The sequence below is a fragment of the Paraburkholderia sp. GAS199 genome (genome assembly GCF_050436585.1).
Lineage (GTDB): Bacteria > Pseudomonadota > Gammaproteobacteria > Burkholderiales > Burkholderiaceae > Paraburkholderia.
Map to the genome: position 1 here is coordinate 214,194 of NZ_JBNDMM010000006.1, position 15,696 is coordinate 229,889.

The following is a 15,696-nucleotide window of genomic DNA, read 5'->3' on the forward strand; positions in this document are numbered from 1 at the left end:
CTTGAGTGCGAGCGCCGGACGCTCGCGCTCAAGCGACCACGATTTCCGTTCCCAGTGCATGCAGCAGGTCGCGCAAGGCCTCTGCCTGCGACATTTTCGCGCCGCTGCGCAGATGAATCTGCAGCGCGCGCCCCCGCAATGCCGTCCACCGGCTGCGCAAGCCACAACTCCACCGCCAGCCCCAGTCCCTCGGGCTGATTGACCACCACCGGCTCGATCACACGCGGCTTGAAACAGGCACTGTCGGACATGGCGAAAACCCTCCGGGCGATTGACGCGACAAGTCCATCCTAATCAGCCCCGGCCGCCCGACCAAACGACAAATTCACGTTTGCTAAGCAGCGTTTGCGGGACCGTTGGTGCGAGTTCGCCACGCGCGTACCGCTCAGATCAGTTCGGAGCGGTCGCCCACCAGATCGTTGACGAGTTCCGTCACGGCTGCGGCCGGCTCGGCGACCACGGCGGGCGCGGCGGCCACCACCGCCGCCACGGCCGCGCGATGCCGCGTCGAAATGCTCGCGCGCGCCAGCATCAGCAGGTGATAGTAAAAGCGCTTGCTGAAACCGTAGTCGTATGCGAACAGATGGCCGAGCGCGATTTTCAGACCGGCGAGCGGCTGATGATTTCTCGCGTGCACGGAGACGACGATCGGCGCGAGCCGGCGCAGGGCGAGCTTGCGCGACGGTTCCAGTTGCGCCGGCAAGGCGAGCGCCTTGACGAACGCGTACGCCGTGACGGTCGCGGCGACCGTCGTGCCGCGCGTGCTGTGCGAGATCGACGTGGCCGTCTTGCGATACACCGACACGTATTCGTGCAGATAGAAAACGCTGCGCGCCGCGAGGCACAACTCGGTGCCGAACACGAAGTCGCAGCACATGCCGTAGGTTTCCTTGTAGCCGATCCGCTTCACCAGCGCAGCCTTCGCCATCCAGCCGTTGTTGGGGAACATCTGCACGAGGCCGGTTCGACCGGGCAGGGGCTGCAGACCTTCCGCGTCGCGCGTGCGGCGGAAGGCGGCGTTCAGGCGTGCGCTCGCGTCGGCGTCGATGGCGCCGGCGTGATCGGCCTCGTACTGGTCGGCAAAAGCCGCGTCGAGGTCGGGGTGCAGCGTCCAGAGCGACACCAGTTTTTCGACGCCGTCGGTGGTCAGCAGGTCGTCGTCGTGAATCAGCAGGATCTTGTCGCCGCACGCGCGTTCGAACAGGCTTGCCACGTTGCGCGCCTGGCCGAGCGGCGGCTCGTTGCGCTGGTAGCGGATGCGTGGCTCGCCGGCGTAACGCGCGGCGATCAGCTGCTCGGTGCGCGCATCTTTCGAATCGTCACCGATGACGATCTCCAGATCGCCAAAGCTTTGCGCCAGGCACGAGTCGATACATTCGACCAGCAACTCGGGACGGTTGCACGTGGGCAGGCAGATCGAAACGGAGACGGGAGCGGAGGAAGCCGGTTGAGTCGCGCCGGGAGCCGACGCGTTGGCGGAAGGACGGGAAGAATTCGCAGAGATGGACATGGGCTACGCCTTTTTTATCTGTTGAGGGGCGGCAACCGGTTCGCTTGGCGCACACGACGCTGCAAGCGGCAAATTAGTCCATTGCTACAAAAAATAAATCGGTAATAAATCGGAAAAAATTCCTCCTCTCTGAAAGGCGCCCGAAGGGGAAAAATTACGCGGCTTTACCCCGAAAACGCTGTAAAGCCGCTTCTAGACTGGCGCTTAATTGTCTAGCTCACTGACGGTTCGCCTTCACCGGGCTTTTTACCCGGACGGTCCGCCGGCGACTGATTGCGCCCTGCATCCTCACGTTCGGGCAGCTTGCTTTTCTCGTTGTCGCTGTGTGTAACGGGCTGCGGATGTTCCATATCGTTCGGCTTCGTGGCCGTGCTTTCCTTGGTCGCGCTCATTGCTGACTCCTGGGTTTGGGACATCGTCAATGCAGCAAGGCGCGGGCCCGGCGTGTCGTGCTTGCGTCGGATGGGCGTTCCCTCTGTGTCGAAACGGGGCAGCGCATGCACCCGCGCGGTGCCGCCGGGCTTCGCCGAAGTGCGGCGGCCCGAGGTGGGTCGGCAGGCGCGGGTTGGCAGCTTGCAGGCAAGGCCCCATGCACCGAGCCGTCGCACTTTTTCAACTCGACTGGCACAACATTCGCTTAAAGCTCTCGCAGAGTAGAAGCGGCTAGCGAGCCGGCATGTTTGTGCCGGTCACCGTGGGGCATTGCTCTTGGGGCGCATCGTGCGCCCACGTCGAAGCAATTCGGCGTTTGAACGGAACCGTCCGGTTCCGCCGACAAGGAGCGTGCGATGCAGTTGCCCCGACTTTTCACCCGATGGATCGACATCACCGCCACGGCGCGCCGTGCGCGGCAATGTTTTGTCGCGCGCGTTGGCGGCGATCGCGAGTCGGGCACTGCGCGTCGCGCTCCCACTATCCCAACTATCCCAACTATCCCTACGTTCACACGGAGTCCAGTCATGCGTGTTCCGTCTCTCGTCACGAGCCTTGCCGGTTCTGCCGTTCACATCCGTTCGTGCGTTGCGCGTGCTACACGTGCCGTACGCGTTGCGGCGCTGACCGGCGCAATGCTCGCCACAACACTTGCCACCTCGCTCGCCGCACCGCTCGCGCACGCCGACGATCATGTCACGCTGCTGACCAGCTGGTACGCGCAGGCCGAGCACGGCGGCTTCTACCAGGCGGTTGCCACCGGCATCTACAAGAAGTACGGGCTCGACGTCACCATCAAGATGGGCGGTCCGCAAGTCAACGGTATGCAACTGCTGGCCGGCGGACAGGCGGACTTCCTGCTCGGCTACGACTTCCAGGTGCTCTCGAGCGTCGAAGCCGGCATTCCCGTCACCACGGTGGCCGCCGCATTCCAGTTCGATCCGCAAGGCATGATGACCCACGCGGACGTGACCAGTCTCGCGGGTCTGAAAAACAAGACGATTCTGGTGGCCGGCTCGGGCCGCACCACATGGTGGCCGTGGCTGAAGGCCAAATACGGCTACACCGAGGCGCAGGCGCGTCCGTACACCTTCAATCTGCAACCGTTCTTCGCCGACGCCAACGTCGCGATGCAGGCGTATCCGTCTTCGGAAACGTATCAGGCCGAACAGGCGCACGCCAACGCGCACTTCTTCCTGTTCGCCGACGACGGCTATCCGCCGTACAACACGACCATCGTGACGATGCGGGACACGTTGAAGAACCGGCCCGATGTCGTCGCGCGTTTCGTGAAGGCTTCGATGGAAGGCTGGAAGAGTTATCTGAACGATCCCGCTGCCGGCAATGCGCTGATCAAGAAAGACAATCCGCAGATGAGCGACGGCCAACTCGCCTACGGCGTCGCGCAACTGAAAAAGCTCAAGCTCGTGACGGGCGGCGACGCCGCGACGCAAGGCATCGGCACGATGACCGACGCGCGCTGGAAAAAGACCTTCGATTACATGGTCGATTCGAAGCTGCTCAAGCCGTCCACCGACTACCACGCGGCCTACACGCTGCAATACATCCAGAGCGCGAAAGTGATGCCGTGAGTCCGCACCGGTTCATGGTCGGCTCTCTCGCGAGCGAGTCTCGCGGCGAAGAATAACGCTTGAAAGAAGGAGTTTTCAGATGCTGGTCACCCGTCAAAAAATCCTGCGTCGTTTCTGGTACGCCATCATGCCGATGACGCAGCTCGACGCCGGCCCTCAGCCGTTCACGCTGCTCGGCGAGCCGATCGTGTTGTGGAAGGGTGCGGGCGGAAAGCCGCACGCGTTGCGCGATCGTTGCTGTCATCGCACGGCAAAACTGTCGAAGGGTTTCGTGGACAGCGACGGCAATATCGCGTGCGGCTATCACGGCTGGACCTACGACTGCAGCGGTCAATGCGTGAAGATTCCGCAGAACGCGGGCGGCGCGATTCCCTCGCGTGCGGTGGTGCCGTCGTATCACTGCGCGGAGCGCTACGGCTATGCGTGGGTCGCGCTCGACGAGCCGCTGCGCCCGATTCCCGAGTTTCCGGAAGAAGACGCGCCCGGTTATCGGCGCATCCTGCAGTTCTACGAACGCTGGGAAACGAGCCCGCTGCGCATGATGGAAAACTCGTTCGACAACTCGCATTTCAGCTTCGTGCACAAGGGCAACTTCGGTCTGTTCGACAACCCGAAACCGTCGAAGTATGAATTCCGTCCGAACGAATGGGGCTTCGAAGCGGAGACGCACGTGCCGGTTCGCAATCCGCCCGCCAGCCATCGCATCACCGGCACGAGCGAGGAAGTCACGGAACGTCATCTGATCAACCGCTGGTTCATGCCGTTCGCGCGGCGCTTCGGTTGCGTGTATCCGGCCAGCGGCATCCATCACATCATCTACAACTGCGCCACGCCGATCGACGACCGCACGTTGATGTTGTCGCAATGGCTGTATCGCAACGATACCGAGGACGCCTGCTCGACGCAGGAACTGATCGACTGGGACCGTCCGATCACCGACGAAGACCGCGACATTCTCGAAGCCACCGATTACGACGCCTGCATCGACGTGCGCCGTCAGCAGGAATGCCACATGGAATCGGATCAACCCGGTTTGCTGATGCGCCGCATGCTGCTGAAACTGTTGAGCGATCATGGGGAATCCGAAGTATTCCGCGAAGTATTTCCTATCCACACGGAGAGCGGATCATGACGGCAAACAGAACTCATGCGCCGGCACCGGGCGCGCCGCTGCTGTCGGTGCAACGTGTCGACAAGCGTTATCCGAACGGCACGGTGGCGCTGGAAGACGTGCGGCTCGTCATCGAGCCCGGCGAGTTCATCTCGCTGCTGGGGCCGTCCGGTTGCGGCAAGAGCACGCTGCTGAAAATGTTCGCGGGTATCGAGACGCCCACGCACGGCCATATGCGCTGGTGGGGACAAACCTTCGACACCGTCGGCAGCGCAGGCCGGCGCATGTCGATGGTGTTCCAGGAAGCCACGCTGATGCCGTGGGCAACGGTGGCCGAGAACGTGCGTCTGCCCCTCGATCTCGCCCGCGTGCCGCGTCGCGAGGCCGATGAACGTGTCGCCGAGGCGCTGGCGGGCGTCGGTCTCGGCAAATTCGGCGCGGTGTTGCCGCGCGAGTTGTCGGGCGGCATGCAGATGCGCGCGTCGCTGGCACGCGCGCTCGTCACCGAGCCGGATCTGCTGCTGCTCGACGAACCGTTCGGTGCCCTCGACGAATTCACGCGCAACCGGCTCGACAGCGATCTGCGCGCGTTGTGGCAGCGACGCGGCATGACGGTCGTGTTCGTCACGCACAGCATTTACGAGGCGGTGTATCTGTCGAGCCGCGTCGTGGTGATGCAGGCGCGGCCCGGACGCGTCATCGCCGAGGTGCCGATCGACGGCCCGCTCGAACGCGACGACGCGTACCGCGTGAGCGAGCCCTTCATGCGGCATTGCAAGGCGCTTTCCGAACTGATTACGGATGCGCACCACGCGTTGGTAGCGAGTGAAGCAGCGAACGACATGGCAGACCAGCAGACAGGAGTGACATCATGAGCGGCGAAGTGCTTGCAAGTCATCCGGCGCGGACGCAGCGCAATAACGCGCCAACCCGGCGCGCGCGAGAACCGTGGTTGCAGCGGCCGGGCAGGGCGAAGGCGCTCGCGCCGTGGGTGGTCGGCGTGCTGATGCTGGCGCTGTGGCAAAGCTGGTGCGTGCTGTTCAAGGTGCCGGCGTATCTCGTGCCGTCGCCGTCGGCCATCGCCATCGAACTGGTGCAGGACGCGCCGCTGCTGTTCGGCAGCCTGCTCGCCACGCTCAAGATCACCTTGCTCGCGTTCGCGCTTGCCACGGTTCTGGGCGTCGCGATCGCGCTGCTGTTCGTGCAGAGTCCGTTGATCGAGGCGAGCCTGTTTCCTTACGCGATTCTCCTGCAGGTGACGCCGGTGGTCGCCATCGCGCCGCTCATCATCATCTGGGTCAAGGACATGAACGTGGCGCTGGTGCTGTGCGCCACGCTGGTGGCGCTGTTCCCGATCATCTCGAATACGGCGCTCGGTTTGCGCAGCGTGAATCCCGGTCTGATCAATCTGTTCAGGATCAATCGCGCCACACGCTGGCAGACCTTGCTACGTCTGCGGATTCCGAGCGCGCTGCCGTATTTCTTCGGCGGACTGCGTATTTCCAGCGGTCTTTCGCTGATCGGCGCGGTGGTGGCGGAGTTCGTCGCGGGGACCGGCGGCAGCGGCGCGGGGCTCGCGTATCAGATTCTGCAGGCGGGCTTCCAGCTCAACATTCCGCGTCTCTTCGCAGCCTTGCTGCTGATTACCGTCACGGGTGTCGTGATGTTCGGTATCACGGCGTGGGTATCGCGCATCGGCCTGCGTGGCTGGCACGATAGCCAGCTCTGACATGTCCCGCCCGCAACGATCCAAAGCCATCACATGACGAATGCCTTCATGCAACCCTCCACGCTGATCCGCAACGCGGCCGCGATCATGACCGGCGGCCGCGGCACCGCGGACGACCCCGCGCGCGTGCACGGTCCCGATATCCGCATCGTCGGCAACACCATCGAGGCCATCGGTGCGCTCACGCCGCGCCCCGGCGAAAAGATGGTGGACGCCACCGACTGCGTGGTCTATCCCGCGTGGGTCAATACGCACCACCATCTTTTTCAGTCGCTGCTCAAAGGCGACACCGCCGGTCTCGACGCCACGCTCACGCCGTGGCTGGCCGCCACGCCTTACCGGTTCCGCGCGCTGTTCGACGAGCGGCGCTTCCGGCTCGCGGCACGCATCGGCCTGATCGAACTGGCGCGTTCGGGCTGCGCCACGGTCGCCGATCACAACTACGTGTACTACCCGAACATGCCGTTCGACAGTTCGGCGATTCTGTTCGAAGAGGCGGACAAGCTCGGTTTGCGCTTCGTGCTGCTGCGCGGCGGCGCCACGCAAACGCGGCAACTCGAAGCGGATTTGCCGACGGCGCTGCGGCCCGAAACACTCGACGCCTACGCCGCCGATATCGAACGGCTCGCGTCCACGTATCACGACGCGTCGCCGCGCGCCATGCGACGCGTCGTGGTCGCGCCCACCACCGTGCTGTATTCGATTTCGCCCACGCAGATGCGCGAGACGGCGGCGCTCGCGCGGCGGCTGGGCTTGCGGCTGCATAGCCATCTGTCGGAGACGGTCGGCTATCAGGACAGCGCTCATGCGATGTACCAGCAGTCGCCGGTGGCATTTTGCGGCGAGCACGACTGGCTCGGCAGCGACGTCTGGTACGCGCATCTGGTGAAGGTCGATCCCGACGAGATCGCGATGCTCGCGCAGACCGGTACGGGTGTCGCGCATTGTCCGCAGAGCAACGGGCGGTTGGGCAGCGGCATCTGTCCGGTACGTGAAATGGCGGACGCGGGCGTGCCGGTGTCGATCGGCGTCGACGGCGCGGCGTCGAACGAAGCCGCCGACATGATTTCCGAAGTTCACATGACGTGGCTCGCGCAGCGCGCGCGCGGCGGCATGCTGGCGCAGCCGAAGTTTCGCGGCGGCAGCGTGGAAGGCGGCGCGGCGGCGGCGAGCGTGGCCGACGTGATTCATTGGGGGACGGCCGGCGGCGCGGACATCATGGGCCTCGGCGAAGTCGGCCGGATCGGTGCAGGTTTTGCGGCGGACATCGCCGTGTACCGGCTCGACGATCCGCGTTATTTCGGCCTGCACGATCCCGCGATCGGACCGGTTGCGTCAGGTGGACGGCCCACGCTCGCCGCGCTTTTCTGCGCCGGCCGGCGAGTGGTCGCCGACGACAGTGTCGCGGGCGTGGACCTCGCCGAGCTCGGCCGCGAGGCGAGGGCGGCGGTGCGCGAGTTGCTCGCGGAGGTGGGTTAAAGCGCGCCCGCTGACCGGGTGCGGTCCGGCGTGTTATCCCGCTCCGGCCGTCTCGCGCGGCGCACCGCCCGTGAGCGACACGATGAACTCGAAGAACGCGCGCACCTTGGCCGGCGGATGATGCCGCGAAGGATACAGCGCGTAGAGCGGATAACGTTCGTCGGCCCAGTCGGGAAACAGTTCGACGAGCCGTCCGTTGGCGAGCAGCGTTTCGGCGCCGAGTCCGAGAATCTGCGCGACGCCCTGGCCGGCCGCGCAGACGCTGTGCAAGGTGCCGACATCGTTCACGGTGAGGCGCCCTTGCGGCGCAATCACGATCTTCTTGCGGCCGCGATGGAATTCCCAGCTGAACGGATAGCCGGTCAGCGGATCGCGAAACTTGATACACACATGCTTGCCGGATTCGAGGTCGGTGGGCGTGACCGGGTGGCCGTGCTTCTTCAGATACGAGGGCGCGGCGACGGTGAGAATGCGCGTGTCCAGCAGCTTGCGTGCGATCAGCGTCGACACCGGCGGCTCGCCGAAACGGATCGCCAGATCGAAGCCGTCGGCCACCATATCGCCCAGCTGGTCGCGCGTGATGAGTTCGAGTTGCAGGTCGGGATGTTTGTCGACGAAACCGCCCAGACGCGGGCCGAGCACGAGGCGCGAGAAGAACGGGTCCATGTTCACGCGCAGACGACCGCGCACGGCGGTCGCGCCTTGCGCCGCCGACGCCGCCGCTTCCTCCAGACCGCCGAGCAGCGGCACGATCTGCTCGTAGAAGCGCCGGCCTTCGTCGGTCAGCGTGACCGAGCGCGTGGTGCGATCGAACAGGCGGATGCCCAGGCGTGCTTCGAGCCGGGCCACCGAGCGGCTCACGCCGGACTGCGACATGTCGAGTGCTTCGCCCGCGGCCGCGAAACTGCCGCAATCGACGATGGCCGTCAGCACGCCCATGCCGTTCAGCATCCGCTCGTCAAATGGCATGATGGTGGGCCCTTGTGGTTGGTTTCATGCATCGCATGCTAACGCGAAAATGCGTTTGAACGCAGGCGCGTCGATCCGCAAAGGCCATCTGCAAGGCGTGATTCATGCCGCTTCGTCATGAGCGCAATGACAGCCACGTCATGGCGTCAGGCTCGCCCTTGCGGCTAATCTGCGGGAGTTGGCTCGGGATGTATCACGACGTGAGGCGCAATGCGGCTGTCGCGATGCACGGGGCATAGTCAGTCGCAATCGAGGAGGGGCATTGTCATGGCGCGTATTTTTATTACCGGATCTTCCGATGGCCTCGGCCAGATGGCCGCACGTTTGCTGGTCGACGCCGGGCATCAGGTGGTGTTGCATGGACGCAGCGAAGAACGCGCGGCGCAGGCGCGCAAGGCCGTGCCGGGCGCGCAGGACTCGGTGGCGGGCGATCTGTCTAGCCTCGCGCAAATGGTGGCGGTGGCGGAGCAGGTGAACCGGCTCGGCCGCTTCGACGCGGTGATTCACAACGCGGCGGTCGGCTATCAGGAGCCGCGCCGTATCGCGACGGCGGAGGGTCTCGCGCACGTGTTCGCCATCAATACGCTGGCGCCTTACGTGTTGACTGCGCTGATCGACAAACCGGCGCGGCTCGTTTATCTCAGTTCCGGCCTGCATCGCAGCGGCGATGCGAGCCTCGACGACCTCGCGTGGGAGCGTCGTCCGTGGCGCGGCACGGTGGCGTATTCGGACTCGAAACTGCACGACGCCTTGCTCGCCTTCGCGATGGCGCGCCGCTGGCCGCAGGTGTTGTCCAATGCGCTGGAGCCCGGCTGGGTGGCGACGAAGATGGGCGGTCCCGGTGCGCCCGACGATCTGCAGGCGGCGCCGAAGACGCAGGTCTGGCTCGCCGTCAGCGACGATCCGGCGGCCACGGTCAGCGGCGAATACTTCTATCACCAGAAACCGTGCGAGACGCATCCGGCCGTGCGAGACGTAGACGTACAGGAGCGTTTGATCGACGCTTGCGAGCGTTTTTCCGGCATCCGTTTGCCGGATTGACGGCGGCGCATGTGGGTGCGCGTGGGCGTGTGTGGACGATCTTGCTGCGCCGGCCCGTCGACGCGTGCCGCTGAAGTCGAGCGTGCGCTTCAGCGTCCCGCGCCGTGCGCCGTCGGACCCGCGGTCGCCCGCACGGGCGGCGCTTCGTCGAGATGGCGGAAGATCCAGGCCGAGATCAGCGTGATCACGCCGACGCACACGAAACTCAGGCGGAAGCCGAGCGCGGGCGAGCCCCATTGCGCGGAGAACACATTCACCAGACCGCCGCCGATCGACACACCCAGGCCGATCGCGAGCATCTGCACCATCGAAAAGAGGCTGTTGCCGCTGCCGGCGTCTTCGTGCGAAAGACCTTTGAGCGTGACGCTGTTCATCGCCGCGAACTGCATCGAGTTGGCCGCACCGAATACCGCCAGAACCGCGATTTCGATCACGAGCGGCGTGCCGCGCGTGATGAGGGCGAACGCCACGATCGCCGAACCGACGATCACCGTGTTGACCAGCAGAAACGTGTCGTAGCCGTAGCGACGGATCAACGGCGCGATCCAGCGTTTCGCGACGGTGCCGGCGAGCGCGGCAGGCAGCATCATCAGGCCGGAATGCAGCGGCGAGTAGCCGAGCTGCAATTGCAGCAGCAGGGGCACGAGAAAGGGCACGGCGCTCGACCCGATGCGGCACACCAGATTGCCGATCAGACCGACGCTGAAATTCGGCTCGCCGAACAGCGAGAGCTTGAAAAGTGGATTACGGCGGCGTTTCGCGTGTGGAATGTAAGCGAGCGCGCTCACCACGGCCAGTGCGAACAGACCCGCAGACCACGCCGCGCGATGCGTCTCGACCGGCGCGTCCACGGCCAGCGAAAACGCGATCATGCACAGCGACAGCATGGCGCATCCGGCGAAATCGAAGGGCGGCGCCTGCGTCTCGCCGTGCGCCGGCAGGTAGCGCTGCACCGCGTACAGGCCGACCGCGCCGATCGGCACGTTGATGAGAAAGATCCAGTGCCACGTGGCCGCTTCGACGAACCAGCCGCCAAGCGTCGGCCCTGCGATCGGCCCGAGTTGACCGGCCACGGAAATGAACGCCAGCGCCGCCACGTATTGTTCGCCCGTGACGCTGCGCAGCACGGCGAGCCGGCCGATCGGCAGCAGCATCGAGCCGCCGAGCCCCTGCAGCACCCGCGCCATCACCAGCTGGCCGAGCGTATGCGCGCTCGCGCAGCAGATCGAGCCGAGCACGAACACCAGAATGGCCACGAAATAGACGCGCCGTGTGCCGAAGCGGTCGGCGAGCCAGCCCGAGGCGGGCGTGAGCATCGCCATGGTGAGCGTGTAGGCGACCACGATCGGCTGCATGGCGAGCGGCGCGACGTGCAGGCTGTTCGCGATCGACGGCAGCGCCGTGTTGACAATGGTCGTGTCGAGCGACTGCATGAAGAAGCCGGCGGCGACGATCCATAGCAGCGCGGTCTGGGCGGAATCCTTGGTCATATTCAGCGAGGGGGCGATGGCGCGCGTGGGTAAGCGGCGGCCCGGGGCAATCGTTGGGGGATTCCGTCATGATATTGTCATCCCGGTCAATCGGGAACCCCACTAGGCTTGCTGACTGTTATCGACTTTGCCGATAACCGGGGCGACAATGGGCCATGCTCAATCCCATCTGGCTCAAGACTTTCGCGACCGTCGCGTCCTGCCATAGTTTTACCGAGGCGGGGCGTCAGCTCGACCTCACGCAGTCGAGCGTCAGCGAACATATCCGCCGTCTCGAAGAGAGCGTCGGCCGGCGACTGTTCGTGCGCGACACGCATTCGCTCGCCATGACCGCCGACGGCGAGGCGATGCTCGCGCACGCCAGCGTCATCCTGCAGGCGCTGGCGCGGGCCGAATCGCAGTTTCGCGCGCCGCGCCTGAAAGGCCGCGTGCGGCTCGGCTCGTCCGACGACATCGCGCTCGGGCCACTGCCCACCGTACTGGCGGCGTTCCGCGACGCGCATCCCGACGTCGAACTGGAAATCACCATCGGCATGACCGGCAAGCTGTACGAGTTGCTCGACGCCGGGTCGATCGATCTGCTGGTGGGCAAGCGCCGGCTCGGCGACCGCCGCGGTGTGCCGCTCTTTACGGGCCGGCTGGAATGGCTGGCGCGCGCCGGCACGCGCGTCGATCTCACCCAGCCGCTGCCGCTGATTCTGGTGGCCGAACCGAGCGTGACGCGCGCCGTCGTGCTGGACGCGCTTGCCGAAGCGGGCATCGGCTGGCAGGTGGTGTGCACGAGCAGCAGCCATTCCGGCTGCATCGCGGCGGCGCGCGGCGGGCTCGGCATCACGGTGCGTCCGCAGTATCTGGCCGCGCGCGGTCTCACGCCGCCGCTGAATGCCGCGAGTTTGCCGACGCTGCCTTCGGTGGAATTCATCGCGCTCGCGGCGCGGCGCCTCAGCCGGCCCGCCGGTACCTTGCTGCAACTGCTGCACGACAGCGATCTGCGCGGCTCGTGGATCGGCGAATAGCAGTGGGCGGCATCGGCCGTGTTTTGGTAACTTTAAAAGTGGTGATTCATGGGTTACTATGAGTTGTAAGGCGGATCGTTGCGATCCGCAAGGAGTCTCTCCATGAGCACAACTCATCCTGCCGGCAAAAGCGGCAACGGCAACGGCGCCACGGTTGCCGTCGACGCCGATTCAGCTAACCCGCGCGCTCCGGCCGCCGCGCCCGTCGATCCGGAGTTCTACGGCGACCACCCGGCGCTCGATCTGCTCAACACCGTCGTCCAGCAGGACGGCGCGCCCGTCGATCTCTGGCAGAGCGACGCCGACGTATTACGTTGGCTCGCCCGTCAGCATTTTTACGAGCCGGGAGAGGCCGCGCCGCGCATCAAGGCCGGCGCATTGCTCGCCGCGGCCCGCCGGTTGCGCGATACGGTGCGCAGCGCGGTCAACCGGCGCAAGGCGCGCGAAAGCGTGGATATCGGCGCGCTGAACGGCTTTCTCATGGAAGGCCGTCGCCATCTCGAACTGGTCGCGGACGGGCAGAACGGTTTGCAGACGCGCGAGCGCTACGAAGCGAACACGCCCGCGCAACTGCTCGCGCCGCTCGCCGAAAGCGCCGCGCAACTACTCGTCGACGGCGACTTCAACCTCGTGCGCGAGTGCGAGCATCCCGACTGTACGCTCTGTTTCTACGACCGCACCAAGTCGCATCGGCGCCGCTGGTGCAGCATGGCGCTGTGCGGCAATCGTCACAAGGTGGCGAGTTTCCGGCGGCGTCAGCAGCAGGAGGCATAAGGCTCGGCGGACGAACTCAGGCGGGCAACGCGGCCGCGAGTTCGTCGAACTCCACGGCCCATCCGGCGCGCCAGGATGCGCGGGTGGCGTCGTCCACCCAGGCGCCGTCGATGCCGTTCATCATGAACGTCCGCAAATCGGCCACGCTGAAGCCGAAGTGGCTGTACATCAACTGCCATGCTTCGCTCGGCGTGACTTTGTGCAGGGTGGGGTCGTCGGTATTCGGATGGATTTTCAGGCCGAGTCCGGGCATCTGCCGCAATGGATGCTGCGCGGCCCACACGTCCGGCGCGAGCGTGCGCAGGTAGTACGAATTGGTCGGCACCACGGTGAAGACGATGCCGCGTTCGGCGTAGCGCGCCGCGAGTTCCGGGTTGTCGACGATCGTATAGCCGTGGTCGATGCGGTCGCACTGCAGAAGATCGACGGCGGTTTCCACGTTGCGCCACGGCATGCCGAATTCGCCCGCGTGCGCGGTGGTTTTGAAGCCCGCGTTGCGCGCATTGCGATAGGCCTTCCAGAACAGTTCCGGCGGCCGGTCGTTTTCGCGGTAGTCGATACCGAGGCCCGCCACTTCTTCCGCGCGATGCGCGCTCATCCAGTCGACCAGCGCGACCGCTTCATCGGGATCGGCTTCGCGGTCGATGCTGGGAATCAGACGCGCGCTGATGTCGAAATCGCGCGCGGCGTCGCGAATCGCGGCGACGATGGCGGCTTGCGCATCCGCATAGGGAATCTTCGACACGCGCACCGTACCGGTAGGATTCCAGAAGAATTCGCTGTGAAGCACCTGATGCGCCGACGCATCCGCGAGATATTCGTAGGTGATGCGGTGAAGATCGTCCGCCTGCGTCAGCAGATGTTCGTCGAGCGCACGCAACACGCGCAATACGCCGACGGGTTTTTCGCCCCGCGTATAGAACGCGTCGATTTCTTCGCGGGCAATCGGCGCGCGGCTTTTTTCGGCCAGCGCGATAAACGTCTCGTGACGCACCGCGCCGAGCAGGTGGCAATGCAGCTCCACCTTCGGCAGGGCGGTGAAGAAGGCGCGATGTGCGTCGCTCAGTGTGATGCCGAGGCGCGAAGCGGGCACGTTGCCGGATGTCTCTTTCATATCAGTATCGTTGTGGTGTTGCCTGAAAAACGTACGGCCGACAGCTCAGTGCGGTTTGACGACGGTGTAGAAGTAATAGCCCAGCGGCACGGCGAGCACGACCAGGCCCCACGGCAGTTCGCGCCAGCGTCCGGCGAGCAGTTTGACCAGCACGTAGCAGAGCAGGCCGCCCGCGATGCCGGTGCCGAAGCTGTTCGACATCAGCGTGAGCAGCACCATGGACAGCACCGGCAGCGAGTCGGTGAAGTCGTCGAAATGCGCGTGGCGGATCGTGCTGAACATCGACAGGCCGATCAGGATCAGCGCGGGAGCGGTCGCTTCCTTGGGAATGGCCAGCGCGACCGGCACGAACAGCAACATCAGCGCGAACATGGCAGCCGCCGCCAGCGACGACAAACCGGTGCGTCCGCCTGCTTCGACACCCGCCGCCGATTCCACCAGCGCCGTGAGCGCGGGAATGCCGAACACCGGACCGAGCGTCGCGGCAATCGAGTCCACCAGGAAGGGACGATTGATGTTCGGCAGGTTGGCGTTTTCGTCGAGCAGATCGGCTTTGGCGCCGACCGCGAGGGTGGTGCCGAGCGTCGAGAAAAATTCGGCCGCGAAAAACACGAACAGATACGGGATCGACGCGATGCTGAGCGCGCTGGCGATGTCGAGCTTGAACGCGACCGGCGCGATGCTATGCGGCCACGCGAGGAACGACGCGGGCAGATGCGTGACGCCGAGCGGCACACCCGCGGCGGCCGCGATCAGGATTGCCCAGAGGATCGCGCCGGGCACGCGGCGCCCTTGCAGGACGACGGCCGCGCCGAGTCCGACCAGCGCCACCACGGTACCGGGCCGCGAAAAGTCGCCGAGCGCGAGCGCATTGGTTTTCGCGTTCGCGATCACCATGCCCGCATTGCGAAAGCCGAGTACCGCGATGAACAGGCCGATCGACGCGCCGAGTCCGAGCTTGATCTGCGCGGGAATCAGCCGCACCACCAGACTACGCGCGCCGACCAGCGTCAGGATCAGGAACAGCACACCGGACACGCACGCGATGCCGAGTCCCGTTTGCCACGCGACGTGTTCGCCCGCGAGCGTGACGCCGAGTATCACCGAGCCGCCGATGCCGGGTCCCACCAGAAACGGCAGATTGGCGTAAAACGCCATCAATACCGTGCTCAATACGAAGACGAGAATCGTGGCCGTGGTGGCCGCGCCGCGATCCATGCCGCCGCTCGCGAGCAGCGACGGAATCACCACCAGCAGATAGGCCGCGGCCAGAAACGACGTGATACCCGCGATGGTTTCCGTGCGCACGCCGGTCTTGCGCTCGCTGAGTGCGAAGCGCCGTTCGAGCCAGCCGCCGCGTGCAGCAGCGGTTGAAGATTGCTTGTCGATCAATTGATTCATCCTGTCATCCTGCCATTTATACTGCTGCGCATTGCGTC

General features: G+C 65.1%; 14 protein-coding genes and 1 pseudogene. 8 read left to right on the forward strand and 7 right to left on the reverse strand.

Annotated elements, in window-relative coordinates:
* Positions 1–28: 28 nt before the first annotated feature.
* From P3T18_RS22970 to P3T18_RS22980, 3 genes and pseudogenes are all read right to left on the reverse strand, one after another.
* Positions 29–251 (reverse strand): annotated as a pseudogene (locus tag P3T18_RS22970) (hypothetical protein).
* Between the two features lie 134 nt (positions 252–385).
* Positions 386–1,510: a glycosyltransferase family 2 protein gene (locus P3T18_RS22975; protein WP_429302262.1), complete on the reverse strand. Its 1,125-nt coding sequence runs from the start codon at positions 1,508–1,510 to the stop codon at positions 386–388.
* Positions 1,511–1,722: 212 nt separating this feature from the next.
* Positions 1,723–1,902: a hypothetical protein gene (locus P3T18_RS22980; protein ID WP_429302263.1), complete on the reverse strand. Its 180-nt coding sequence runs from the start codon at positions 1,900–1,902 to the stop codon at positions 1,723–1,725.
* Positions 1,903–2,577: 675 nt separating this feature from the next.
* Here P3T18_RS22980 and P3T18_RS22985 point away from each other — a divergent pair.
* The 5 genes from P3T18_RS22985 to P3T18_RS23005 all read left to right on the forward strand — a co-directional run bounded on the left by P3T18_RS22985 (position 2,578) and on the right by P3T18_RS23005 (position 7,853).
* A complete protein-coding gene (locus P3T18_RS22985; protein ID WP_429302539.1) occupies positions 2,578–3,534 on the forward strand; it encodes an ABC transporter substrate-binding protein in 957 nt (318 codons plus the stop codon).
* A 79-nt stretch (positions 3,535–3,613) separates the two neighbouring features.
* Entirely contained in the window at positions 3,614–4,666 is a 1,053-nt protein-coding gene (locus tag P3T18_RS22990; protein WP_429302264.1) for a Rieske 2Fe-2S domain-containing protein, read from the forward strand.
* Complete coding sequence (locus P3T18_RS22995) at positions 4,663–5,520, forward strand: ABC transporter ATP-binding protein (RefSeq protein ID WP_429302265.1); 858 nt, start codon at positions 4,663–4,665, stop codon at positions 5,518–5,520. Before P3T18_RS22990 ends, P3T18_RS22995 begins: the two co-directional genes overlap by 4 nt.
* Positions 5,517–6,374, forward strand: coding sequence for an ABC transporter permease (locus tag P3T18_RS23000; RefSeq protein WP_429302266.1), 858 nt, complete (start codon positions 5,517–5,519; stop codon positions 6,372–6,374). The genes P3T18_RS22995 and P3T18_RS23000 overlap by 4 nt, the downstream gene beginning before the upstream one ends.
* Positions 6,375–6,422: 48 nt before the next feature.
* Positions 6,423–7,853, forward strand: coding sequence for an amidohydrolase family protein (locus P3T18_RS23005; RefSeq protein ID WP_429302267.1), 1,431 nt, complete (start codon positions 6,423–6,425; stop codon positions 7,851–7,853).
* 33 nt (positions 7,854–7,886) lie between these two features.
* Here the strand turns inward: P3T18_RS23005 and P3T18_RS23010 are convergent, their stop codons facing one another.
* Positions 7,887–8,822 carry a LysR family transcriptional regulator gene (locus P3T18_RS23010; RefSeq protein WP_429302268.1) on the reverse strand — a complete coding sequence of 312 codons (936 nt, stop codon included), beginning with the start codon at positions 8,820–8,822 and terminating at the stop codon, positions 7,887–7,889.
* Positions 8,823–9,089: 267 nt separating this feature from the next.
* Between P3T18_RS23010 and P3T18_RS23015 the strand changes: the two genes are divergently transcribed.
* The gene (locus P3T18_RS23015) at positions 9,090–9,863 is read left to right on the forward strand and encodes an SDR family NAD(P)-dependent oxidoreductase (protein WP_429302269.1); all 774 of its coding nucleotides are present in this window, start codon (positions 9,090–9,092) and stop codon (positions 9,861–9,863) included.
* Between the two features lie 89 nt (positions 9,864–9,952).
* Here the strand turns inward: P3T18_RS23015 and P3T18_RS23020 are convergent, their stop codons facing one another.
* Complete coding sequence (locus P3T18_RS23020; protein WP_429302270.1) at positions 9,953–11,353, reverse strand: DHA2 family efflux MFS transporter permease subunit; 1,401 nt, start codon at positions 11,351–11,353, stop codon at positions 9,953–9,955.
* A 155-nt stretch (positions 11,354–11,508) separates the two neighbouring features.
* Here P3T18_RS23020 and P3T18_RS23025 point away from each other — a divergent pair, with 155 nt between their 5' ends.
* Positions 11,509–12,369: a LysR family transcriptional regulator gene (locus P3T18_RS23025; protein WP_429302271.1), complete on the forward strand. Its 861-nt coding sequence runs from the start codon at positions 11,509–11,511 to the stop codon at positions 12,367–12,369.
* Between the two features lie 102 nt (positions 12,370–12,471).
* A complete protein-coding gene (locus P3T18_RS23030; protein ID WP_429302272.1) occupies positions 12,472–13,143 on the forward strand; it encodes a CGNR zinc finger domain-containing protein in 672 nt (223 codons plus the stop codon).
* A gap of 16 nt (positions 13,144–13,159) precedes the next feature.
* Here P3T18_RS23030 and P3T18_RS23035 read toward each other — a convergent pair whose 3' ends face one another.
* Both P3T18_RS23035 and P3T18_RS23040 read right to left on the reverse strand, forming a co-directional pair.
* Positions 13,160–14,257 (reverse strand): adenosine deaminase family protein, encoded by a 1,098-nt coding sequence (locus P3T18_RS23035; protein ID WP_429302273.1) that lies wholly within the window; start codon positions 14,255–14,257, stop codon positions 13,160–13,162.
* A gap of 45 nt (positions 14,258–14,302) precedes the next feature.
* Positions 14,303–15,658 (reverse strand): NCS2 family permease, encoded by a 1,356-nt coding sequence (locus tag P3T18_RS23040; protein WP_429302274.1) that lies wholly within the window; start codon positions 15,656–15,658, stop codon positions 14,303–14,305.
* Positions 15,659–15,696: the final 38 nt, after the last annotated feature.